The 22371-nt window shown below is 54.3% G+C and carries 18 protein-coding genes; 16 read left to right on the top strand and 2 right to left on the bottom strand.

Going from position 1 to position 22371, the window contains the following annotated elements:
• Positions 1-31 precede the first annotated feature (31 nt).
• Both glnD and map read right to left on the bottom strand, forming a co-directional pair.
• Complete coding sequence (glnD, locus tag OWK27_RS21940) at positions 32-2707, bottom strand: bifunctional uridylyltransferase/uridylyl-removing protein GlnD (RefSeq protein ID WP_148420139.1); 2676 nt, start codon at positions 2705-2707, stop codon at positions 32-34.
• 62 nt (positions 2708-2769) lie between these two features.
• Positions 2770-3564, bottom strand: coding sequence for a type I methionyl aminopeptidase (gene map, locus OWK27_RS21935; protein WP_148420140.1), 795 nt, complete (start codon positions 3562-3564; stop codon positions 2770-2772).
• 321 nt (positions 3565-3885) lie between these two features.
• Here map and rpsB point away from each other — a divergent pair, with 321 nt between their 5' ends.
• The 16 genes from rpsB to dnaE all read left to right on the top strand — a co-directional run bounded on the left by rpsB (position 3886) and on the right by dnaE (position 22362).
• A complete protein-coding gene (gene rpsB / locus OWK27_RS21930; RefSeq protein ID WP_003856207.1) occupies positions 3886-4611 on the top strand; it encodes a 30S ribosomal protein S2 in 726 nt (241 codons plus the stop codon).
• A 117-nt stretch (positions 4612-4728) separates the two neighbouring features.
• Positions 4729-5580, top strand: a complete 852-nt coding sequence (gene tsf, locus OWK27_RS21925) for a translation elongation factor Ts (RefSeq protein WP_003856196.1) — start codon at positions 4729-4731, stop codon at positions 5578-5580.
• A 151-nt stretch (positions 5581-5731) separates the two neighbouring features.
• Positions 5732-6457 (top strand): UMP kinase, encoded by a 726-nt coding sequence (pyrH, locus tag OWK27_RS21920; protein WP_008501910.1) that lies wholly within the window; start codon positions 5732-5734, stop codon positions 6455-6457.
• 167 nt (positions 6458-6624) lie between these two features.
• Positions 6625-7182, top strand: a complete 558-nt coding sequence (frr, locus tag OWK27_RS21915; RefSeq protein WP_003856180.1) for a ribosome recycling factor — start codon at positions 6625-6627, stop codon at positions 7180-7182.
• 92 nt (positions 7183-7274) lie between these two features.
• Positions 7275-8474, top strand: a complete 1200-nt coding sequence (gene ispC / locus OWK27_RS21910) for a 1-deoxy-D-xylulose-5-phosphate reductoisomerase (RefSeq protein ID WP_176608673.1) — start codon at positions 7275-7277, stop codon at positions 8472-8474.
• A gap of 185 nt (positions 8475-8659) precedes the next feature.
• Positions 8660-9418: a (2E,6E)-farnesyl-diphosphate-specific ditrans,polycis-undecaprenyl-diphosphate synthase gene (gene ispU, locus OWK27_RS21905; protein ID WP_047051280.1), complete on the top strand. Its 759-nt coding sequence runs from the start codon at positions 8660-8662 to the stop codon at positions 9416-9418.
• A gap of 12 nt (positions 9419-9430) precedes the next feature.
• Positions 9431-10288, top strand: a complete 858-nt coding sequence (gene cdsA / locus OWK27_RS21900; RefSeq protein ID WP_176608672.1) for a phosphatidate cytidylyltransferase — start codon at positions 9431-9433, stop codon at positions 10286-10288.
• A gap of 11 nt (positions 10289-10299) precedes the next feature.
• Positions 10300-11652 carry a sigma E protease regulator RseP gene (gene rseP / locus OWK27_RS21895; protein WP_267591220.1) on the top strand — a complete coding sequence of 451 codons (1353 nt, stop codon included), beginning with the start codon at positions 10300-10302 and terminating at the stop codon, positions 11650-11652.
• Positions 11653-11683: 31 nt separating this feature from the next.
• On the top strand, positions 11684-14101 hold the full coding sequence (gene bamA, locus OWK27_RS21890; protein ID WP_193355745.1) for an outer membrane protein assembly factor BamA: 2418 nt from the start codon (positions 11684-11686) through the stop codon (positions 14099-14101).
• 123 nt (positions 14102-14224) lie between these two features.
• A complete protein-coding gene (skp, locus tag OWK27_RS21885) occupies positions 14225-14719 on the top strand; it encodes a molecular chaperone Skp (RefSeq protein ID WP_006810039.1) in 495 nt (164 codons plus the stop codon).
• Positions 14720-14722: 3 nt separating this feature from the next.
• Positions 14723-15748: a UDP-3-O-(3-hydroxymyristoyl)glucosamine N-acyltransferase gene (lpxD, locus tag OWK27_RS21880; protein ID WP_148420145.1), complete on the top strand. Its 1026-nt coding sequence runs from the start codon at positions 14723-14725 to the stop codon at positions 15746-15748.
• Positions 15749-15852: 104 nt separating this feature from the next.
• Positions 15853-16308, top strand: a complete 456-nt coding sequence (gene fabZ, locus OWK27_RS21875) for a 3-hydroxyacyl-ACP dehydratase FabZ (RefSeq protein ID WP_003856165.1) — start codon at positions 15853-15855, stop codon at positions 16306-16308.
• Positions 16309-16311: 3 nt separating this feature from the next.
• Positions 16312-17100 carry an acyl-ACP--UDP-N-acetylglucosamine O-acyltransferase gene (gene lpxA, locus OWK27_RS21870; protein ID WP_148420146.1) on the top strand — a complete coding sequence of 263 codons (789 nt, stop codon included), beginning with the start codon at positions 16312-16314 and terminating at the stop codon, positions 17098-17100.
• Complete coding sequence (gene lpxB, locus OWK27_RS21865) at positions 17100-18248, top strand: lipid-A-disaccharide synthase (RefSeq protein WP_176608669.1); 1149 nt, start codon at positions 17100-17102, stop codon at positions 18246-18248. Before lpxA ends, lpxB begins: the two co-directional genes overlap by 1 nt.
• Positions 18245-18841, top strand: coding sequence for a ribonuclease HII (gene rnhB, locus OWK27_RS21860; protein ID WP_267591219.1), 597 nt, complete (start codon positions 18245-18247; stop codon positions 18839-18841). The genes lpxB and rnhB overlap by 4 nt, the downstream gene beginning before the upstream one ends.
• Before the next feature lie 38 nt (positions 18842-18879).
• Positions 18880-22362, top strand: a complete 3483-nt coding sequence (gene dnaE, locus OWK27_RS21855) for a DNA polymerase III subunit alpha (protein WP_148420149.1) — start codon at positions 18880-18882, stop codon at positions 22360-22362.
• Positions 22363-22371 lie beyond the last annotated feature (9 nt).

Here is a 22371-nt window from a genome sequence, read left to right as displayed (position 1 = left end):
GTTTACTCTTTCCATTTCACTAAAAAAAACGTCACCCTTTATCGTTTGGATTGAGGGCTGCTGTCAACCGTTGTTGCACTTCAAGCTGCAGGTCATTATTAAGGGCACGCCGGTCGGCGGTGGCGATTATAAATAAATCTTCTACTCGCTCGCCAATGGTTGTAATTCGGGCGCCGTGAAGCGAAATTCCCAGATCGGCAAAAACCTGGCCGACGCGGGCGAGCAGCCCCGGCTGGTCGAGTGCGATCAGCTCCAGGAACGATTTACGATCCGTATGGGTCGGCAGGAAATTGACCTCGGTATCGACGGTAAAGTGGCGCAATTTTGCCGGCTGGCGACGCGGCTGCGGTGGCTGCCAGCTGCGCTGGGTGATGGCCTGCTCCAGGCCGAAGCGTATCCCTTCATGCCTGTCCGCCGACAGCGGGCTGCCGTCCGGCTCCAGCACAATAAAGGTGTCCATCGCCATGCCGTCGCGGGTGGTAAAAATCTGCGCGTCGTGAACGCTCAGGTTACGCCTGTCCAGCTCGGCACAGACCGCGGCGAACAGATAAGGCCGGTCCGGGCTCCAGATAAAGATTTCCGTCCCGCCGCGCGTGGCCTGCGGGCTGAGCAAGATCATCGGCTTCGACAGGTCATGCTTCAGCAGATGCCGCGCGTGCCAGGCAAGCTGGTTTGGGCTGTGGCGCACAAAGTAGTTGGCGCGACAGCGCGCCCAAATCTGATGCAGCGCCTCTTCGTTAATGTTATCCATTCGCAGCAGCGCCAGCGCCTGCAGCTGGTGGTGGCGGACGCGCTCGCGCATGTCCGGCGTATTCTGCATCCCGCGACGCAGCTGTTTTTCAGTGGCGAAGTACAGCTCGCGCAGCAGGCTCTGCTTCCAGCTGTTCCACAGGGTTTCGTTGGTGGCGCAAATATCGGCCACCGTCAGGCAGACCAGATAGCGCAGGCGGTTCTCCGTCTGGACCTCTTCTGCAAACTGCTTGATCACTTCCGGATCCTGAATATCACGTCGCTGTGCGGTTACCGACATCAGCAGGTGATGGCGAACCAGCCAGGCCACCAGCTGCGTTTCGCGCGAGTTCAGCCCATGCAGCTCGGCAAACTTGAGCACGTCCTGGGCACCCAGCACCGAGTGGTCACCGCCGCGACCTTTGGCGATATCGTGGAACAGCGCGGCAATCAGGATCAGCTCCGGGTGCGCCAGGCGCGGCCACAGCTCAACGCACAGCGGATGGCGGGAACGGGTCTCTTCTTTGGCGAAACTTTCCAGCTTGAGCATGACGCGGATCGTGTGTTCATCCACCGTATAGGCGTGGAACAGATCGAACTGCATCTGGCCGACAATATGCGACCACTGCGGCATATAGGCCCACAGCACGCTGTGGCGGTGCATCGGAAGCAGCCCGCGGCTGACCGCGCCCGGATGACGGAGCATGCTCAGAAATAGCGAACGCGCCTCGGGGATGTAGCACAGCGGTTGCTTAAGGTGACGTCGGGCATGGCGCAGGTGGCGCAGGGTGGTGGAGTAGATCCCGGTAATCGTGCTGTTGCGGACCATGGTGTAGAACATCCGCAGGATCGCTTCCGGTTCGCGGATGAACAGCGTTTCGTCGCGCAGATCGATCAGCGTACCGCGCAGCTGAAACTCGTCATCAATCGGGCGCGGCTTTTCGTCCGCCGTCAGCGCGAGGATCGCTTCATCAAACAGCTGCAAAAGCATCTGGTTCAGCTCAGTAACGCGGCGGGTGACGCGGAAGAAATCCTTCATCATCTGCTCGACCGGCTCGTTGCCTTCGCCCCGGTAATTCAGGCGCTGCGCAACGCTTAGCTGGCGGTCAAACAGCAGGCGGTTATCGTAGCGGGTTACTTCCAGATGCAGGGCGAAACGGATGCGCCAGAGCAGATGCAGGCACTCATTGAGTTCGTTACGTTCGGCCTCGGTCAGGAAACCAAAGCCGACCATTTCGTCCAGCGATGTCGCGCCAAAATGGCGACGCGCGACCCACTGCAGCGTATGGATATCGCGCAGGCCGCCGGGGCTGCTTTTGATATCCGGTTCGAGGTTGTAGCTGGTGCCGTGATAGCGATGGTGGCGCTGGTTTTGTTCTTCGACCTTTGCGGCGAAGAATTTTTCGGAGGGCCAGAAGCCGTCGCTGAAAATGTGCTTTTGCAGCTCGAGGAACAGCGCCACGTCGCCAATCAGCAGACGGGTTTCAATCAGGTTAGTGGCGACGGTGAGATCGGATAACCCTTCCAGCAGACACTCTTCCAGCGTGCGCACGCTGTGGCCCACTTCCAGCTTCACGTCCCAGAGCAGGGTCAGCAGCTCGCCAATTTTCTGCGCCCTGTCGTCCGGCAGCTTTTTACGGCTCAGGATCAGCAGGTCGATATCGGAGAGCGGGTGCAGTTCACCCCGGCCATAGCCCCCGACGGCAACCAGCGCGACGTCGCTAACCTGCCCGAAACCGTAGTCGATCCACAGACGTTGCAGGAGCTGGTCGATAAATTCAGTGCGGGCTTCAATAAGCTGCTCGGCCGATACGCCTGCGTCAAACGCGTTACCCAGCCAGCGATGGAAAACCGCCATGTGGGCTTTGATATGCGCGCAGGTCAGCTCATGCGGCGGCCAGACGCCCGGATTGTCAGGCTGGTCGGGGAGGGTGGGAAGTGCTGTGTTAGCATACTGTTCGGGTAATAGATTACTCATCGTGCGCCACCCATTAGAAAAAGCTATCGCCATTAAAAAAGCCGGCATTCGCCGGCTTCTTATCACTCAATGTTCGTCAGTATCGCCGGGATGGTGTCATCCTTGCGCAACGTCATAATTTCGCAGCCGTTGTCTGTCACCACAATAGTATGCTCGTACTGGGCAGACAAGCTTCTGTCTTTGGTTTTCACCGTCCAGCCATCCTTCATGGTGCGGATGCGGTAATCGCCCGCGTTGACCATCGGCTCGATAGTAAAGGTCATCCCTTTTTGCAGCACCACGCCGCCATCGTCTGCGTCATAGTGCAGCACCTGTGGCTCTTCATGGAAAACGCGGCCAATACCGTGACCGCAGTACTCGCGCACCACGGAGAAACCTTCCGCTTCCACAAATTTCTGAATAGCCGCACCAATGGTACGCAGGCGGATGCCCGGCTTAACCATCTTCAGCGCCAGGTAGAGGCTGTCCTGAGTGACTTTGCACAGGCGCTCGCCCAGAATAGTTGGCTTGCCCACGATGAACATTTTGGAGGTGTCGCCGTGGTAGTCGTCTTTGATGACGGTCACGTCGATATTAACGATGTCGCCATCTTTCAGCAGTTTCTCGTTATCCGGGATGCCGTGGCAAACCACTTCATTGATTGAAATGCAGACGGATTTAGGGAAGCCGTGATAGCCGAGGCAGGCGGAGACCGCGTGCTGCTCGTTGACGATATAGTCGTTACAGATGCGATCCAGTTCGCCAGTGCTGACGCCCGGTTTCACATACGGTTCGATCATTTCCAGCACTTCCGCGGCCAGACGACCGGCGACGCGCATCTTTTCAATTTCTTCAGGTGTCTTAATAGAGATAGCCATGTAATCTGTCCATCGGTGTCGATTTTTTCGACAATACTAGTGTAAGTATTGTCAATGGTATCAGTCAGGCGCACCCCGTGCCAAATTGAGAATCATTAACAGCACACTCAGCCAACAATTATTGGTTTCCGACCGTGTTTTGTGGTATAAAGCGCGCCGGACTTCCGATCCATCTCAGATACACAGGCTGGACGGGAGCGACATATCTCACTTTGTGTAACAACACACACGTATCGGCACATATTCCGGGGTGCCCTTCGGGGTCGGTAATATGGGATACGTGGAGGCATAACCCCAACTTTCAATATAGAGGTTTTAAACATGGCAACTGTTTCCATGCGCGACATGCTCAAGGCTGGTGTTCACTTTGGTCACCAGACCCGTTACTGGAACCCGAAAATGAAGCCTTTCATCTTCGGCGCGCGTAACAAAGTTCACATCATCAACCTTGAGAAAACTGTACCAATGTTCAACGAAGCCCTGGCTGAGCTGAACAAGATCTCTTCCCGTAAAGGTAAGATTCTGTTCGTTGGTACTAAGCGCGCTGCAAGCGAAGCTGTGAAAGATGCTGCTAACAGCTGCGACCAGTTCTTCGTGAACCATCGCTGGTTGGGCGGCATGCTGACCAACTGGAAAACTGTTCGTCAGTCCATCAAGCGCCTGAAAGATCTGGAAACCCAGTCTCAGGACGGTACTTTCGATAAGCTGACTAAGAAAGAAGCGCTGATGCGCACTCGTGAACTGGACAAGCTGGAAAACAGCCTGGGCGGTATCAAAGATATGGGCGGCCTGCCAGACGCGCTGTTCGTAATCGATGCAGACCACGAGCACATCGCAATCAAAGAAGCTAACAACCTGGGTATCCCGGTATTCGCTATCGTTGATACCAACTCCGATCCGGACGGTGTTGACTTCGTTATCCCGGGTAACGACGACGCAATCCGTGCTGTTAGCCTGTACCTGAGCGCTGTAGCTGCTACCGTTCGTGAAGGCCGTTCCCAGGATCTGGCTTCTCAGGCGGAAGAAAGCTTCGTAGAAGCTGAATAATAAGGTTTTACCCCTTATTAGTACCGTGTATGAATAGGGGCCCATTATCGGCCCCTTTTTTCAATTTATACTGTTTGGCCCCCGGCCGGGCAGTTCACATCTCCCGAGGATTTAAGAATGGCTGAAATTACCGCATCCCTGGTAAAAGAGCTGCGTGAGCGTACTGGCGCAGGCATGATGGATTGCAAAAAAGCGCTGACCGAAGCGAACGGCGACATCGAGCTGGCAATCGAAAACATGCGTAAATCCGGTGCGATCAAAGCAGCTAAGAAAGCAGGCAACGTTGCTGCTGACGGCGTGATCATCACCAAAATCGACGGCAACTACGGCATCATTCTGGAAGTTAACTGCCAGACTGACTTCGTTGCTAAAGATGCTGGTTTCCAGGCATTTGCTAACAAAGTTCTGGACGCAGCGGTTGCAGGCAAAATCACTGACGTTGAAGTGCTGAAAGCACAGTTCGAAGAAGAGCGTGTTGCGCTGGTTGCTAAAATCGGTGAGAACATCAACATCCGTCGCGTTGCTTCTCTCGAAGGTGACGTTCTGGGCTCTTACCAGCACGGCGCGCGTATCGGTGTTCTGGTTGCGGCTAAAGGCGCTGACGAAGAGCTGGTTAAACAGCTGGCAATGCACATCGCTGCAAGCAAACCAGAATTCGTTAAGCCAGAAGACGTATCTGCAGAAGTCGTTGAGAAAGAGTACCAGGTTCAGCTGGACATCGCGATGCAGTCTGGTAAGCCAAAAGAAATCGCAGAGAAAATGGTTGAAGGCCGCATGAAGAAATTCACCGGCGAAGTTTCTCTGACTGGCCAGCCTTTCGTTATGGATCCAAGCAAGTCTGTTGCTCAGCTGCTGAAAGAGCACAACGCTGACGTGACTGGCTTCATCCGCTTCGAAGTGGGCGAAGGCATCGAGAAAGTTGAGACTGACTTCGCAGCAGAAGTTGCTGCAATGTCCAAGCAGTCTTAATGATTGAAAAGGAGCCGCCTGAGGGCGGCTTCTTTTTGTCACCCGTCACACGAAAATCAGACAGGTTGCTGTATCCCTGTGCTGATATGCGACATATCATGTCGCCAGAATTAACCCCCATCTTAATCGTTGACAGTCTCAGGAAAGAAACATGGCTACCAATGCAAAACCCGTGTACAAACGCATTCTGCTTAAGCTGAGTGGCGAAGCGCTGCAGGGATCGGAAGGCTTCGGTATTGACGCAAGCATCCTTGATCGCATGGCACAGGAAATCAAAGAACTGGTCGAACTGGGTATTCAGGTTGGCGTGGTCATTGGCGGTGGCAACCTTTTCCGTGGTGCTGGTCTGGCGAAAGCGGGGATGAACCGCGTTGTGGGCGACCACATGGGGATGCTGGCAACCGTGATGAATGGCCTGGCGATGCGTGATGCGCTTCATCGCGCCTATGTGAACGCCCGCCTGATGTCCGCTATTCCCCTGAATGGCGTATGCGATAACTACAGCTGGGCCGAAGCCATTAGCCTGCTGCGCAACAACCGCGTGGTGATCCTCTCCGCCGGTACGGGTAACCCGTTCTTTACCACCGATTCCGCCGCCTGCCTGCGCGGTATCGAAATTGAAGCCGATGTGGTGCTGAAAGCGACCAAAGTGGATGGCGTGTTTACTGCCGATCCGGCAAAAGATCCGTCTGCGACCATGTACGATCAGCTAAGCTACAGCGAAGTGCTTGATAAAGAGCTGAAAGTGATGGATCTTGCCGCCTTTACGCTGGCTCGTGACCACAAACTGCCGATTCGTGTCTTCAACATGAACAAGCCTGGCGCGCTGCGTCGCGTTGTAATGGGCGAAAAAGAAGGCACTTTGATCACGGAATAATTTCCGTCGGCGATAAATACAGGTAAGATTCCGCTTTATTTTGTAGTGGTATCTTACCCGGACACGCCTTTGGCGTTGTCATGAATTAAACGCGACTATACTTAGCACACCTGTAGTGCTGTGCTGGCGGATAGTCTGCCTGAGACAAGTTTTCAAGGATTCGTAACGTGATTAACGACATCAGAAAAGATGCTGAAGTACGCATGGACAAATGCGTTGAAGCGTTCAAAAACCAAATCAGCAAAATCCGTACTGGCCGCGCTTCCCCAAGCCTGCTGGATGGCATCATCGTTGAATATTACGGTACGCCAACGCCGCTGCGTCAGCTGGCGAGCGTGACGGTAGAAGACACCCGTACCCTGAAAATCAACGTATTCGATCGCTCTATGAGCCCGGCCGTTGAGAAAGCGATCATGGCATCTGACCTGGGTCTGAACCCAAGCTCAGCGGGCGCGGACATTCGCGTTCCACTGCCTCCGCTGACGGAAGAGCGTCGTAAAGACCTGATTAAAGTCGTGCGTGGTGAAGCTGAGCAGGGTCGCGTTTCCGTACGTAACGTGCGCCGTGATGCGAACGATAAAGTGAAAGCGCTGCTGAAAGAAAAAGAGATCAGCGAAGACGACGATCGTCGTTCACAGGACGATATTCAGAAAATGACTGATGCTGCTATCAAGAAAATTGATGCGGCGCTGGCAGAAAAAGAAGCGGAACTGATGCAGTTCTGATTTTCGCTGTACACTGATAAACGCCGTTCAGAAGGACATTGAGTCTTGCTGGCGGCGTTTTGCTTTTATCTGGTCAAACTTTTGGGCATCTCATGAAGCATCTAACTCTTCTCGGCTCGACCGGCTCTATCGGTTGCAGCACTCTCGACGTTGTTCGCCATAATCCTGACAGCTATACCGTGACCGCGCTCGTGGCCGGGAAAAACGTGCAGCGAATGGTCGAGCAGTGCCTGGAGTTTACTCCCCGTTTTGCGGTGATGGATGATGAAGAGAGCGCCCGGCGGGTGAAAGCGCTGTTGCAGGAGCAGGGCAGCCGCACCGAGGTGCTTAGCGGACAGCAGGCGGCTTGCGATATGGCGGCGCTGGATGAGGTTGATCAGGTGATGGCGGCAATCGTCGGGGCGGCGGGTCTTCTGCCGACGCTTGCCGCTATAGATGCGGGGAAAGATGTTCTGCTGGCGAACAAAGAGTCGCTAGTGACCTGCGGCCGCCTGTTTATGGAGGCGGTAAAACAGCGTGGGGCGCGTCTTTTGCCGGTCGATAGCGAGCACAACGCGATTTTTCAGAGTTTACCTCAACCTTTTCAGCAAAACCTGGGGTACGCTGACCTGGAGCAGAATGGTGTTGTATCGATTTTGCTTACCGGGTCTGGTGGCCCGTTCCGTGAAACGCCACTGTCTGAACTGAGCGCAATGACGCCCGATCAGGCGTGTCGTCATCCAAACTGGTCAATGGGGCGTAAGATCTCCGTCGATTCGGCCACCATGATGAACAAAGGTCTGGAATACATTGAAGCTCGCTGGCTGTTCAATGCGTCAGCGAAACAGATGGAAGTGCTGATACACCCGCAGTCGGTGATTCATTCAATGGTGCGCTATCAGGACGGCAGCGTGCTGGCTCAGCTGGGCGAACCGGATATGCGCACGCCGATTGCTCATACAATGGCGTGGCCGAACCGCGTGAAGTCGGGGGTAAAGCCCCTCGATTTTAGCAAGCTGACTTCACTGACGTTTAGCGAGCCTGATTACGACCGTTATCCGTGCCTGAAACTGGCGATGACGGCTTTCGATCGGGGGCAAGCGGCGACAACCGCACTCAATGCTGCCAATGAAGTGACCGTTGAAGCATTCCTGAATCAGCAGATCCGCTTTACCGACATCGCCGCGTTGAATTTATCCGTGCTGGAGATGATGGATTTGCGTGAGCCACAGAGCGTGGAAGAGGTGCTGGCGGTTGATGCACAGGCACGCAGTGTTGCGCGTAAACAAGTGACACGTCTCGCAAGCTGGTGATAAAGCAATCACTAGTCGTCGTGCTATTTGTTAGCGTTGGGCTTCGGTGATATAGTCTGCGCCACCTGATCGCAGGTATTTGGCTTTAAGTGGTCAGGTAAGCCGTGGTTTGACACGGCTTTTTTATGTATAGGCTTCAGTATTCCTGTGTACCGTTAAATCCTTTCAGGGACTAAAAACGCGTTATGTTGTCTGCGAATCAACCAATAAGCGAAAACTTGCCAGCACATGGCTGTCGTCATGTTGCAATCATCATGGATGGCAACGGCCGCTGGGCGAAAAGACAAGGGAAGATACGAGCCTTTGGGCATAAAGCTGGGGCGAAATCCGTTCGCCGCGCCGTTTCTTTTGCCGCCAATAACGGCATTGATGCGTTAACGCTCTATGCTTTTAGCAGTGAAAACTGGAATCGACCTGCGCAGGAAGTGACGGCGCTGATGGAACTGTTCGTGTGGGCGCTCGATAGTGAAGTAAAAAGCCTGCACCGCCACAACGTCCGCCTGCGTATTATTGGCGATACCAGTCGATTTAACTCACGTCTGCAGGAACGGATTCGCAAAGCAGAAGCGCTGACGGAAAACAATACCGGCCTGACGCTCAATATCGCGGCGAATTACGGCGGACGCTGGGATATTATCCAGGGTGTTCGGCATTTGGCTGAGCAGGTTCAGGAAGGGCTGTTAAGACCCGACCAGATTGATGAAGAGGCGCTGAGTCAGCAAATCTGCATGAATGAACTGGCACCCGTGGATTTGGTTATAAGAACAGGGGGGGAACATCGCATAAGTAACTTTTTGCTGTGGCAAATTGCCTACGCCGAACTTTACTTTACTGATGTTCTTTGGCCAGATTTTGATGAACAAGACTTTGAAGGTGCGCTGCATGCCTTTGCCAATCGAGAGCGTCGTTTCGGCGGCACCGAGCCTGGTGGCGATAACGCCTGATGGGGGTAGCTTTTGCTGAAGTATCGCCTGATTTCCGCTTTTGTATTAATACCCGTCGTCATCGCAGCGCTGTTTTTACTGCCGCCGGTGGGATTCGCTATTGTTACGCTGGTGGTGTGTATGCTCGCCGCGTGGGAATGGGGGCAGCTTAGCGGCTTTACTTCGCGCACGCAGCGGGTATGGCTGGCGGTACTCTGTGGTTTTTTACTGGCCCTGATGCTGTTTACCTTGCCTGAATATCATCATGATGTTCATCAGCCGCTGGTGGCCGGATCCTTATGGATTTCGCTAGGCTGGTGGATTGCTGCGCTTGTTTTAGTGCTTTTCTATCCTGGCTCTGCGGCAATCTGGCGTAACTCTAAGGTGTTGCGCCTTATTTTTGGTCTGCTCACCATTGTGCCGTTTTTCTGGGGCATGGTCGCACTGCGCGCCTGGCACTATGACGAAAACCACTACAGCGGTGCGTTATGGCTGCTTTATGTGATGATTCTCGTCTGGGGGGCTGACTCCGGGGCCTATATGTTTGGTAAACTGTTCGGCAAACATAAACTGGCGCCGAAAGTTTCCCCGGGTAAAACCTGGCAAGGGTTCATCGGTGGCCTGTTTACGGCGGCGATCATCTCCTGGGGCTATGGCGTCTGGGCGAATCTGGAGGTTGCACCCTCAACGCTGCTGGTATGTTCGATTTTCGCGGCGCTGGCATCGGTACTGGGTGATTTAACCGAGAGTATGTTTAAGCGTGAAGCAGGGATTAAGGACAGTGGTCACCTGATTCCAGGACATGGCGGAATACTGGATCGCATTGACAGCCTGACAGCGGCTGTTCCAGTGTTTGCTTGCCTGCTTTTACTGGTGTTTGGGACGATATAACGGAAGGTTTTATGCTGAGCATTCTCTGGAATCTGGCGGCGTTCATTGTTGCACTGGGTGTACTGATTACCGTGCATGAATTTGGCCATTTCTGGGTTGCCCGGCGCTGTGGTGTACGGGTGGAGCGATTCTCGATTGGCTTTGGCAAATCGCTCTGGAAGCGCACCGATAAGCATGGCACCGAGTTTGTCATTGCTCTGATTCCCCTGGGCGGCTACGTCAAAATGCTCGACGAACGCGTCGAGCCTGTCGCTCCGGAACTTCGACACAGCGCGTTTAACAACAAAACCGTTGGACAACGTTCTGCCATCATCGCTGCCGGCCCGGTAGCCAATTTCATCTTCGCTATCTTCGCCTACTGGCTGGTATTCATCATCGGCGTGCCTGGCGTGCGTCCGGTTGTGGGTGAAATCACCTCCGGTTCTGTTGCGGCGACGGCGCAAATTACACCGGGGATGGAACTTAAAGCGATTGATGGTATCGAAACCCCTGATTGGGATGCCGTGAGGTTACAGCTGGTTGCCAAAATTGGTGATGAGCAGACGACCGTCAGCGTATCACCATTTGGTTCCGAGCAGCGGCAGGATAAAGTGCTGGATTTACGCCACTGGAGCTTCGAGCCTGACAAAGAGGACCCTGTCGCTGCACTGGGTATTCGACCGCATGGTGCCCAGATCGAGCCGGTATTAGCTGAAGTACAGGCCAATTCGGCGGCAAGTAAAGCGGGTTTACAAGCGGGTGACAGGATCGTTAAAGTCAATGGTCAGCCATTAACACAATGGATGACCTTTGTTACTCTGGTGCGCGATAATCCTGGCAGACCGCTCGCGCTGGAAGTGGAAAGGCAGGGGAGTCCGCTCTCACTGACCCTCACCCCGGATACCAAATCGGGCAGCGGTAAGGCGGAAGGGTTTGCTGGCGTCGTGCCGAAAGTGATCCCACTGCCAGACGAGTACAAGACAATACGCCAGTATGGGCCGTTTAGCGCCATCGTTGAGGCCACGGATAAAACATGGCAGCTGATGAAGCTAACGGTCAACATGTTGGGGAAACTGATTACCGGTGATGTCAAACTGAACAACCTCAGTGGGCCAATTTCGATTGCTCAGGGGGCTGGGATGTCAGCGGAGTTCGGGGTGATTTACTATCTCATGTTCCTTGCGCTGATTAGCGTGAACCTGGGGATAATCAACCTGTTCCCGCTTCCCGTGTTAGATGGGGGCCATCTGCTGTTTTTAGCGATCGAAAAGCTAAAAGGCGGACCGGTATCCGAGCGAGTTCAAGACTTTAGTTATCGCATTGGCTCGATTTTGCTGGTGCTGTTAATGGGGCTTGCACTTTTCAATGATTTCTCTCGGTTGTAAGAGAGTTAGTTAGGAAGAACGCATAATAACGATGGCGATGAAAAAGTTGCTCATAGCGTCGCTGCTGTTTAGCAGCGCCACCGTATACGGTGCTGACGGGTTCGTAGTGAAAGACATTCATTTCGAAGGCCTTCAGCGTGTCGCCGTTGGTGCGGCCCTCCTCAGTATGCCTGTGCGCCCCGGCGATACGGTTAATGATGAAGATATCAGTAACACCATCCGTGCTCTGTTTGCCACCGGCAACTTTGAGGATGTTCGCGTCCTGCGCGATGGTGATACGCTGGTGGTTCAGGTAAAAGAACGTCCAACGATTGCCAGCATCACTTTCTCCGGCAACAAGTCGGTGAAAGATGACATGCTTAAGCAAAACCTTGAAGCATCGGGTGTTCGTGTGGGGGAATCTCTGGACCGCACTACCCTTGCAGACATTGAAAAAGGTCTGGAAGACTTCTACTACAGCGTCGGTAAATACAGCGCGAGCGTGAAGGCGGTTGTTACTCCGCTGCCGCGTAACCGTGTTGACCTGAAACTGGTCTTCCAGGAAGGGGTTTCTGCGAAGATCCAGCAGATCAACATCGTGGGGAACCACGCGTTCAGCACCGACGAACTGATCTCCAACTTCCAGCTGCGGGACGAAGTGCCGTGGTGGAACGTGGTGGGCGATCGTAAATACCAGAAACAGAAGCTGGCGGGCGACCTTGAAACCCTGCGCAGCTACTATCTGGATCGCGGTTACGCCCGCTTCAATATCGATTCAACTCAGGTGAGTCTGACGCCGGACAAAAAAGGTATCTACATTACCGTTAACATCACAGAAGGCGATAAGTACACGCTTTCAGGTGTAGAGGTAAGTGGAAACCTGGCAGGGCATTCGGCTGAAATTGAATCCCTGACCAAAATTCAGCCGGGCGATCTCTATAGCGGCTCCAAAGTCACCAAAATGGAAGACAGCATTAAGAAGCTGCTCGGCCGTTATGGTTATGCTTATCCGCGCGTACAAACGCAGCCGGAAATCAACGACACGGATAAAACCGTTAAGCTTCACGTTAACGTGGATGCGGGCAACCGTTTCTACGTGCGTAAGATCCGCTTCGAAGGCAACGATACCTCCAAAGACTCCGTTCTGCGTCGCGAAATGCGCCAGATGGAAGGGGCATGGCTGGGTAGCGATCTGGTAGACCAGGGTAAAGAGCGTCTGAACCGTCTGGGCTACTTTGAAACGGTGGATACCGATACTCAGCGCGTTCCGGGCCGTCCGGATCAGGTTGATGTCGTTTATAAAGTCAAAGAGCGTAACACCGGTAGCTTCAACTTCGGTGTCGGTTACGGTACTGAAAGCGGCGTGAGCTTCCAGGTCGGTGTTCAGCAGGATAACTGGCTGGGTACAGGTTACTCTGTCGGTATCAACGGGACCAAAAACGACTACCAGACCTACTCTGAGTTCTCCGTAACTAACCCATACTTCACCGTTGACGGTGTAAGCCTGGGCGGTCGTATCTTCTACAACGACTTTAAAGCGGACGACGCGGACCTCTCTACGTATACCAACAAGAGTTACGGTCTGGACGGTACGCTCGGCTTCCCGGTTAACGAATACAACACCCTGCGTGCTGGTTTAGGTTACGTGCATAACGACCTGTCCAACATGCAACCGCAGGTGGCGATGTGGCGTTATCTGGACTCTATCGGTCAGTCGGCAAGTACGTCCAGCGATAACAACGGTTTCGCTGCGGATGACTTCACCTTCAACTACGGTTGGACCTACAACCGCCTTGACCGTGGCTTCTTCCCGACGGAAGGTTCACGCGTCAACCTGAACGGTAAAGTGACCATTCCTGGCTCTGATAACGAGTTCTATAAGGTTACGCTGGATACGGCGTCCTACTTCCCAATTGATGACGATCACAAGTGGGTCGTTCTGGGACGTACCCGTTGGGGCTACGGTGACGGTATCGGAAGCAAAGAGCTGCCGTTCTATGAGAACTTCTACGCCGGTGGTTCAAGCACCGTGCGCGGCTTCCAGTCTAATAACATCGGTCCGAAAGCGGTGTATTACGGCGGTAATGACGAAGATAACTGCGCAAGCCGTGATTCAAAACAGGTCTGTAGCTCTGATGACGCTGTAGGCGGTAATGCCATGGCCGTGGCGAGCCTCGAGTTCATCACGCCGACGCCGTTTATCAGCGACAAGTACGCGAACTCTGTCCGTACCTCCTTCTTTATGGATGCTGGTACGGTGTGGGACACCAACTGGGAGAACACCGCCCAGATGCGTGCTGCGGGAGTTCCGGACTACAGCGATCCGGGCAATATTCGCATGTCCGCAGGTATCGCATTACAATGGATGTCACCGCTGGGGCCGTTGGTCTTCTCCTACGCCCAGCCGTTCAAGAAATACGATGGAGACAAAGCGGAGCAGTTCCAGTTTAACATTGGTAAAACCTGGTAATAATCCGCTGCAAAGGAATGCGTTGGCAGTGTAGCGCTGACAACCGGCGATCGGTAACACGGTCGCCTTGCCACGCAAAGAACGGCACCCCTCGGGTGCCAATGGGATGGTAAGGAGTTAATTGTGAAAAAGTGGTTATTAGCTGCAGGTCTCGGTTTAGCGATGGCAACTTCCGCTCAGGCAGCGGACAAAATTGCAATCGTCAACATGGGTAATTTGTTCCAGCAGGTTGCACAGAAAACCGGTGTTTCTGCAACGCTGGAAAACGAATTCAAAGGCCGTGCGAGCGAGCTGCAACGTATGGAAGGCGATCTTCAGTCCAAAATGCAGCGTTTACAGCGTGATGGTTCTACCATGAAAGCGAGCGAGCGCAGCAAACTGGAAAAAGACGTCATGTCTCAGCGCCAGACCTTCTCTCAGAAAGCTCAGGCTTTCGAGCAGGATCGTCAGCGTCGTTCTAACGAAGAGCGTGGCAAGCTGGTGACTCGCATTCAGTCTGCCGTTAAAGCAGTAGCAGCCGATCAGAGCATCGATCTGGTTGTTGATGCGAACGCCGTTGCATTCAACAGCAGCGATGTTAAAGACATCACCGCTGATGTTCTGAAACAGGTTAAATAAGTAATGCCTTCAATTCGACTGGCTGATTTAGCTCAGCAGTTGGATGCAGAATTACACGGTGATGGCGATATCGTCATCACCGCTGTTGCGTCCATGCAATCTGCTAAAGCAGGCACTATTACCTTCATGGTAAGCCCTAAGTACCGTGAACACCTGGCCCAGTGCCAGGCGTCTGCCGTTGTTCTGACGCAGGACGATCTTCCGTTTGCCACTAGCGCTGCACTGGTAGTGAAAAATCCCTACCTGACGTATGCACGCATGGCGCAAATTCTTGATACCACGCCGCAGCCGGCGCAGAACATTGCGGCCAGTGCTGCGATTGATCCGACGGCTCAGCTGGGTAACAACGTGGCGATCGGCGCAAACGCCGTTATCGAATCCGGTGTTGTGCTGGGTGATAACGTGGTGATTGGGCCAGGCTGCTTTGTTGGAAAAAATACAAAAATTGGCGCAGGGACTCGTCTGTGGGCCAATGTGTCTGTCTATCATGAGGTTGAGATTGGCGAGAATTGTCTCGTACAGTCCAGCACGGTGATTGGTTCTGACGGATTTGGTTACGCCAACGATCGGGGTAACTGGGTTAAGATCCCTCAGCTGGGTCGCGTGATTATCGGCGATCGTGTTGAGATCGGGGCTTGCACAACCATTGACCGTGGTGCGCTCGACGACACCATTATTGGTAACGGTGTTATCATAGACAATCAGTGCCAGATTGCACATAACGTTGTGATTGGCGACAATACCGCAGTTGCGGGTGGTGTTATCATGGCAGGCAGCCTGAAAATTGGCCGTTACTGCATGATTGGCGGTGCCAGCGTGATCAATGGCCATATGGAAATATGCGACAAAGTCACGGTGACGGGAATGGGCATGGTGATGCGTCCAATCACTGAACCAGGCGTTTATTCCTCGGGCATTCCGCTGCAACCGAACAAGGTATGGCGTAAAACAGCTGCACTGGTGATGAATATTGATGATATGAGCAAGCGACTCAAAGCGATTGAGCGCAAAATCGATCAACAAGACTAAGCGTTCATCCGTTTAACGCTAAATTTCCCGGCCTGTCGGCTTTGTTTATAAACCGGCAGGCCGTGTTATTATTGCTACTTAGTACATTTGACAGGAAGAGTATTTTGACTACTGACACTCATACTCTGCATATTGAAGAGATTTTAGAACTTCTGCCGCACCGCTACCCGTTTTTGCTGGTAGACCGTGTGCTGGATTTTGAAGAAGGTCGTTTTCTGCGCGCAGTGAAAAATGTCTCCGTTAACGAGCCGTTCTTCCAGGGGCACTTCCCTGGTAAGCCTATCTTCCCGGGTGTATTGATCCTGGAAGCGATGGCACAGGCAACCGGTATTCTGGCGTTTAAAAGCGTTGGAAAACTGGAGCCGGGTGAACTCTATTACTTCGCGGGTATCGATGAAGCGCGCTTCAAGCGTCCGGTCGTGCCTGGTGATCAAATGATCATGGAAGTCACTTTTGAAAAAACGCGTCGCGGCCTGACTCGCTTCAAAGGCGTAGCTATGGTTGACGGCAAAGTTGTTTGCGAAGCAACAATGATGTGTGCGCGTAGCCGGGAGGCCTGATACGTGATTGATAAATCCGCCTTTATTCATCCTACCGCTATTGTGGAAACGGGTGCCATCATTGGTGCTAACGTTCACATTGGCCCGTTTTGTATTGTTGGACCCCATGTCGAAATTGGTGAGGGTACAGTACTGAAATCTCACGTTGTGGTGAATGGTCATACCACCATTGGCTGCAACAATGAGATCTATCAGTTCGCCTCCATCGGCGAAGTTAACCAGGATCTTAAGTATGCTGGCGAACCGACCCGCGTGGAAATCGGCGATCGTAACCGCATTCGCGAAAGCGTCACCATTCATCGTGGCACAACGCAGGGCGGTGGAGTGACGAAGGTGGGCAGCGACAACCTGTTTATGGTTAATGCGCATATCGCGCACGACTGTAACGTCGGTAGCCGCTGTATCCTCGCCAACAACGCAACGCTGGCGGGGCACGTATCGGTCGATGATTTTGCAATTATTGGCGGCATGACCGCGGTCCATCAGTTCTGCATCATTGGTGCGCACGTGATGGTCGGCGGATGCTCCGGTGTGGCGCAGGACGTCCCACCGTTCGTGATTGCGCAGGGCAACCATGCCACGCCGTTTGGCGTGAACATCGAAGGCCTTAAGCGTCGTGGCTTCAGCCGCGAAGCGATTACGGCGATCCGCAACGCGTACAAATTGCTGTACCGTAGCGGTAAAACGCTGGAAGAGGCGAAGCCGGAAATTGCCGAACTGGCGAATAAGCACCCTGAAGTGAATACGTTCATGGAATTCTTTGAACGTTCAACCCGTGGTCTGATTCGTTAATGGTCGACAGTCGTCCGCTTACCATAGCCCTGGTCGCCGGAGAAACCTCCGGCGATATTCTTGGTGCAGGTCTTATCCGCGCGCTTAAAGCCCGTGTACCCAATGCCCGCTTTGTCGGCGTGGCTGGCCCGCTGATGCAGGCCGAAGGCTGTGAAGCCTGGTATGAAATGGAAGAGCTGGCCGTGATGGGCATCGTCGAGGTGCTGGGTCGCCTGCGCCGTTTGCTGCACATTCGTGCCGACCTTACCCGCCGTTTTACCGATCTCAAACCCGATGTGTTTGTCGGTATTGATGCACCTGATTTCAATATCACCCTTGAAGGGAGCCTGAAAAAGCAGGGTATCAAAACTATCCATTACGTCAGTCCGTCCGTCTGGGCGTGGCGACAGAAACGCGTTTTCAAAATCGGACGGTCCACCGATCTGGTGCTGGCTTTTCTGCCTTTCGAAAAAGCGTTTTACGACAGATTCAATGTCCCGTGCCGTTTTATCGGTCATACCATGGCGGATGCGATGCCGCTGGATCCGGATAAAAACGCGGCGCGCGATGCGCTGGGCATTCCGCATGATGTGCACTGTCTGGCGCTGCTGCCGGGAAGCCGTGGTGCTGAAGTTGAAATGCTCAGCGCCGATTTCCTGAAAACGGCACAAATTCTCCGCAACACTTATCCCGATCTTGAAGTGGTCGTGCCGCTGGTGAATGCCAAACGCCGCGAGCAGTTTGAGCGTATCAAAGCGGACGTTGCCCCGGATCTCCACGTCCGCCTGCTGGACGGGAAAGGACGGGAGGCCATGTTTGCGAGCGATGCCGCACTGCTGGCTTCCGGCACGGCTGCGCTGGAGTGTATGCTGGCAAAATGCCCGATGGTGGTCGGTTATCGCATGAAGCCGTTTACCTTCTGGCTGGCAAAACGTCTGGTGAAAACAGAGTACGTTTCGCTGCCAAACCTGCTTGCGGGTCGCGAACTGGTGAAAGAGCTATTGCAGGATGAGTGCCAGCCGCAGGCGCTGGCTGATGCACTGCTGCCGCTGCTGGCAAACGGCAAGACCAGCCACCAGATGCACGAAACGTTCCGTGAGCTGCATCAACTGATCCGCTGTAATGCTGATGAGCAGGCGGCCGATGCGGTGCTGGAGTTAGCAAAATGATGGAATTTATTTACCCTCATACGCACCTCGTTGCCGGTGTGGATGAGGTCGGACGCGGCCCGTTAGTGGGGGCCGTGGTGACCGCGGCGGTGATCCTCGATCCAGCGCGTCCGATTAGTGGTCTCAACGACTCGAAAAAACTGAGTGAAAAGCGCCGCCTGGCGCTGTTCGATGAAATTAAAGATAAGGCGCTGGCCTGGAGTATCGGGCGCGCAGAGCCGAATGAGATTGACGATCTGAATATTCTGCACGCCACCATGCTGGCAATGCAGCGTGCTGTCGCTGGCCTGAAAATTGTGCCTGAGTATGTGCTGATCGACGGTAATCGTTGCCCGGCGCTGCCGATGCCTTCACTGGCCGTCGTTAAAGGCGATAGCCGCGTCGCAGAAATCAGCGCGGCGTCAATCATTGCCAAGGTGACACGCGATGCCGAAATGGCCGCGCTGGATCTCACTTATCCTGCGTATGGTTTTGCCCAGCACAAGGGATATCCAACCGCTTTCCATCTGGAAAAGCTGGCTGAACATGGCGCAACTGAACATCATCGGCGCAGTTTCGGCCCGGTGAAACGTGCGCTGGGACTGGTGTCCTGAATCAAGACGCAAGCAATTAAGTAACGCGGAATCTGAAGATGGCTGAACCACGTTTCGTACACCTGCGGGTGCATAGCGACTACTCCATGATCGATGGGCTGGCAAAGACCGGGCCGCTGGTAAAAAAGGCGGCCTCGCTCGGCATGCCTGCGCTGGCGATCACCGATTTTACCAACCTGTGTGGCCTGGTGAAGTTCTACGGAACGGCGCATGGTGCAGGGTTAAAGCCCATCGTTGGCGCGGACTTTCACGTACAGAGCGAGCTGCTCGGCGATGAGATGACGCAAATTTCCGTGTTAGCCATGAATAACACGGGCTATCAGAACCTCACTCTGCTGATCTCAAAGGCCTACCAGCGCGGCTACGGCGCACTGGGGCCGTGGATTGACCGTGACTGGCTGGCGGAGCTGAACGAAGGGTTGCTGCTGATCTCCGGTGGCCGTATGGGCGATGTCGGCAAATGCCTGCTGCGCGGCAACAGCGCGCTGGTGGATCAGTGCGTGTCGTTCTACGAAGAGTATTTCCCGAATCGCTATTACCTTGAGCTGATCCGCACCGGGCGAGCGGACGAAGAGAGCTACCTGCATGCTGCCGTAGCCCTTGCCGAAGCGCGCGGGCTGCCCGTGGTGGCAACCAACGACGTGCGCTTCCTTGAGTCTGGCGATTTTGACGCCCATGAAATCCGCGTCGCTATCCACGACGGCTTTACCCTTGACGATCCGAAACGCCCGCGCAACTACTCGTCGCAGCAGTACATGCGCAGCGAAGAAGAGATGTGCGAGCTTTTCTCGGACATTCCGGAAGCGCTGGAAAACAGCGTAGAGATAGCCAAGCGGTGTAACGTTACCGTACGTCTCGGCGAATATTTCCTGCCGCAGTTCCCGACAGGTGACATGACCACGGAAGATTTCCTGGTCATGAAATCGAAAGAGGGCCTTGAAGAGCGTCTGGAATTCCTTTTCCCGGATGAAGCGGTCCGTAAAGAGAAGCGTCCTGAGTATGATGAGCGCCTGGATATTGAGCTCCAGGTTATCAACCAGATGGGATTCCCGGGCTACTTCCTGATCGTGATGGAGTTCATCCAGTGGTCGAAGGATAATGGCGTACCGGTTGGTCCGGGGCGTGGTTCCGGTGCCGGCTCGCTGGTGGCGTATGCGCTGAAAATCACCGACCTCGATCCGCTGGAATTCGACCTTTTGTTCGAACGCTTCCTTAACCCGGAACGTGTCTCCATGCCCGACTTCGACGTCGACTTCTGCATGGAAAAACGCGATCAGGTTATCGAGCACGTGGCCGATATGTACGGCCGTGATGCGGTTTCGCAGATCATTACCTTCGGTACGATGGCGGCAAAAGCGGTTATCCGCGACGTGGGCCGCGTGCTGGGGCACCCGTACGGTTTTGTCGATCGCATCTCTAAGCTGGTACCGCCCGATCCGGGCATGACGCTGGCTAAAGCGTTTGAAGCCGAACCTCAGCTGCCGGAAATATACGAAGCCGACGAAGAGGTCAAAGCGCTGATCGACATGGCGCGCAAGCTGGAAGGCGTCACGCGAAATGCCGGCAAGCATGCGGGGGGCGTGGTTATCGCCCCGACCAAAATTACTGACTTTGCGCCGCTGTACTGCGACGAAGCGGGCCAGCATCCGGTTACCCAGTTCGACAAGAACGACGTGGAATACGCCGGGCTGGTGAAGTTCGACTTCCTCGGCCTGCGTACGCTCACCATCATCAACTGGGCGCTGGAGATGATCAACGCCCGCCGCGAGAAGAACGGCGAGCCGCCGCTGGATATCGCGGCTATCCCGCTTGATGACAAGAAAAGTTTCGACATGCTGCAACGCTCGGAGACGACAGCCGTTTTCCAGCTTGAATCCCGCGGCATGAAAGATCTGATTAAACGTCTTCAGCCTGACTGCTTCGAAGATATGATCGCGCTGGTGGCGCTATTCCGTCCCGGCCCGCTGCAGTCGGGGATGGTAGATAACTTTATTGACCGTAAGCACGGGCGCGAAGAGATTTCCTATCCGGACGTGCAGTGGCAGCACGAAAGCCTGAAACCGGTACTGGAGCCGACCTACGGCATCATCCTGTATCAGGAACAGGTTATGCAGATAGCCCAGGTGCTTTCCGGCTATACCCTTGGCGGCGCGGACATGTTGCGTCGTGCGATGGGTAAGAAAAAGCCGGAAGAGATGGCCAAGCAGCGTTCCATCTTTGAGGACGGGGCGAAGAAAAACGGCGTCGACGGCGAACTGGCGATGAAAATCTTCGACCTGGTGGAGAAATTCGCCGGGTATGGATTTAACAAATCCCACTCTGCCGCCTATGCTTTGGTGTCGTATCAAACGCTGTGGCTGAAGGCGCACTATCCCGCTGAGTTTATGGCGGCGGTAATGACTGCCGATATGGACAACACCGAAAAGGTCGTTGGCCTGGTGGACGAGTGCTGGCGCATGGGGCTTAAGATCCTGCCGCCGGATATCAACTCCGGGCTGTATCATTTCCACGTTAACGAACACGGGGAAATCGTCTACGGGATCGGCGCGATCAAGGGCGTCGGTGAGGGGCCGATCGAGGCGATCATCGAAGCTCGTAACAACGGCGGTTACTTCCGCGAGCTGTTCGATCTCTGCGCCCGTACCGATACCAAAAAACTGAACCGCCGCGTGCTGGAAAAACTGATCATGTCCGGCGCGTTCGACAGGCTGGGGCCGCACCGCGCCGCGTTGATGAACTCGCTCGGCGATGCGTTGAAGGCGGCCGATCAGCACGCAAAAGCGGAAGCCATTGGCCAGGCGGATATGTTTGGCGTGCTGGCGGAAGAGCCAGAGCAGATCGAGCAGTCCTATGCCAGCTGCCAGCCGTGGCCAGAACAGGTGGTGCTGGATGGTGAGCGTGAAACGTTAGGCTTGTACCTGACGGGGCACCCTATCAACCAGTATCTCAAAGAAATTGAGCGCTATGTCGGCGGCTACAGGCTTAAAGACATGCATCCGACAGAACGTGGTAAAATCACCACGGCTGCGGGGCTCGTGATTGCTGCAAGGGTAATGGTCACCAAGCGCGGCAATCGTATCGGCATCTGTACACTGGATGACCGTTCCGGGCGTCTTGAGGTGATGTTGTTCACCGACGCGTTGGATAAATACCAGCAATTGCTGGAAAAAGACCGCATACTTATCGTCAGCGGACAGGTCAGCTTTGATGACTTCAGCGGGGGGCTTAAAATGACTGCCCGCGAAGTGATGGACATTGACGAAGCCCGGGAAAAATATGCTCGCGGGCTTGCTATCTCGCTGACGGACAGGCAAATTGATGACCAGCTTTTAAACCGACTCCGTCAGTCTCTGGAACCCCACCGCTCGGGGACAATTCCAGTACATCTCTACTATCAGAGGGCGGATGCACGTGCGCGGTTGCGCTTTGGTGCAACGTGGCGTGTCTCTCCGAGCGATCGTTTACTGAACGATCTCCGTGGCCTCATTGGTTCGGAGCAGGTGGAACTGGAGTTTGACTAATACAGGAAT

Origin of the sequence: Enterobacter cloacae complex sp. 2022EL-00788, assembly GCF_026627565.1 — a bacterium.
Lineage (GTDB): Bacteria > Pseudomonadota > Gammaproteobacteria > Enterobacterales > Enterobacteriaceae > Enterobacter > Enterobacter pasteurii.
This window is presented reverse-complemented; position numbering and strand designations above follow the sequence as displayed.

Excerpts from the sequence above, each read along its gene's own strand:
- glnD (WP_148420139.1), bottom strand. The coding sequence starts at position 2,707 with ATGAGTAATCTATTACCCGAACAGTATGCTAACACAGCACTTCCCACC.
- map (WP_148420140.1), bottom strand. The coding sequence starts at position 3,564 with ATGGCTATCTCTATTAAGACACCTGAAGAAATTGAAAAGATGCGCGTC.
- rpsB (WP_003856207.1), top strand. The coding sequence starts at position 3,886 with ATGGCAACTGTTTCCATGCGCGACATGCTCAAGGCTGGTGTTCACTTT.
- tsf (WP_003856196.1), top strand. The coding sequence starts at position 4,729 with ATGGCTGAAATTACCGCATCCCTGGTAAAAGAGCTGCGTGAGCGTACT.
- pyrH (WP_008501910.1), top strand. The coding sequence starts at position 5,732 with ATGGCTACCAATGCAAAACCCGTGTACAAACGCATTCTGCTTAAGCTG.
- ispC (WP_176608673.1), top strand. The coding sequence starts at position 7,275 with ATGAAGCATCTAACTCTTCTCGGCTCGACCGGCTCTATCGGTTGCAGC.
- ispU (WP_047051280.1), top strand. The coding sequence starts at position 8,660 with ATGTTGTCTGCGAATCAACCAATAAGCGAAAACTTGCCAGCACATGGC.
- rseP (WP_267591220.1), top strand. The coding sequence starts at position 10,300 with ATGCTGAGCATTCTCTGGAATCTGGCGGCGTTCATTGTTGCACTGGGT.
- bamA (WP_193355745.1), top strand. The coding sequence starts at position 11,684 with ATGGCGATGAAAAAGTTGCTCATAGCGTCGCTGCTGTTTAGCAGCGCC.
- lpxD (WP_148420145.1), top strand. The coding sequence starts at position 14,723 with ATGCCTTCAATTCGACTGGCTGATTTAGCTCAGCAGTTGGATGCAGAA.
- lpxB (WP_176608669.1), top strand. The coding sequence starts at position 17,100 with ATGGTCGACAGTCGTCCGCTTACCATAGCCCTGGTCGCCGGAGAAACC.
- rnhB (WP_267591219.1), top strand. The coding sequence starts at position 18,245 with ATGATGGAATTTATTTACCCTCATACGCACCTCGTTGCCGGTGTGGAT.
- dnaE (WP_148420149.1), top strand. The coding sequence starts at position 18,880 with ATGGCTGAACCACGTTTCGTACACCTGCGGGTGCATAGCGACTACTCC.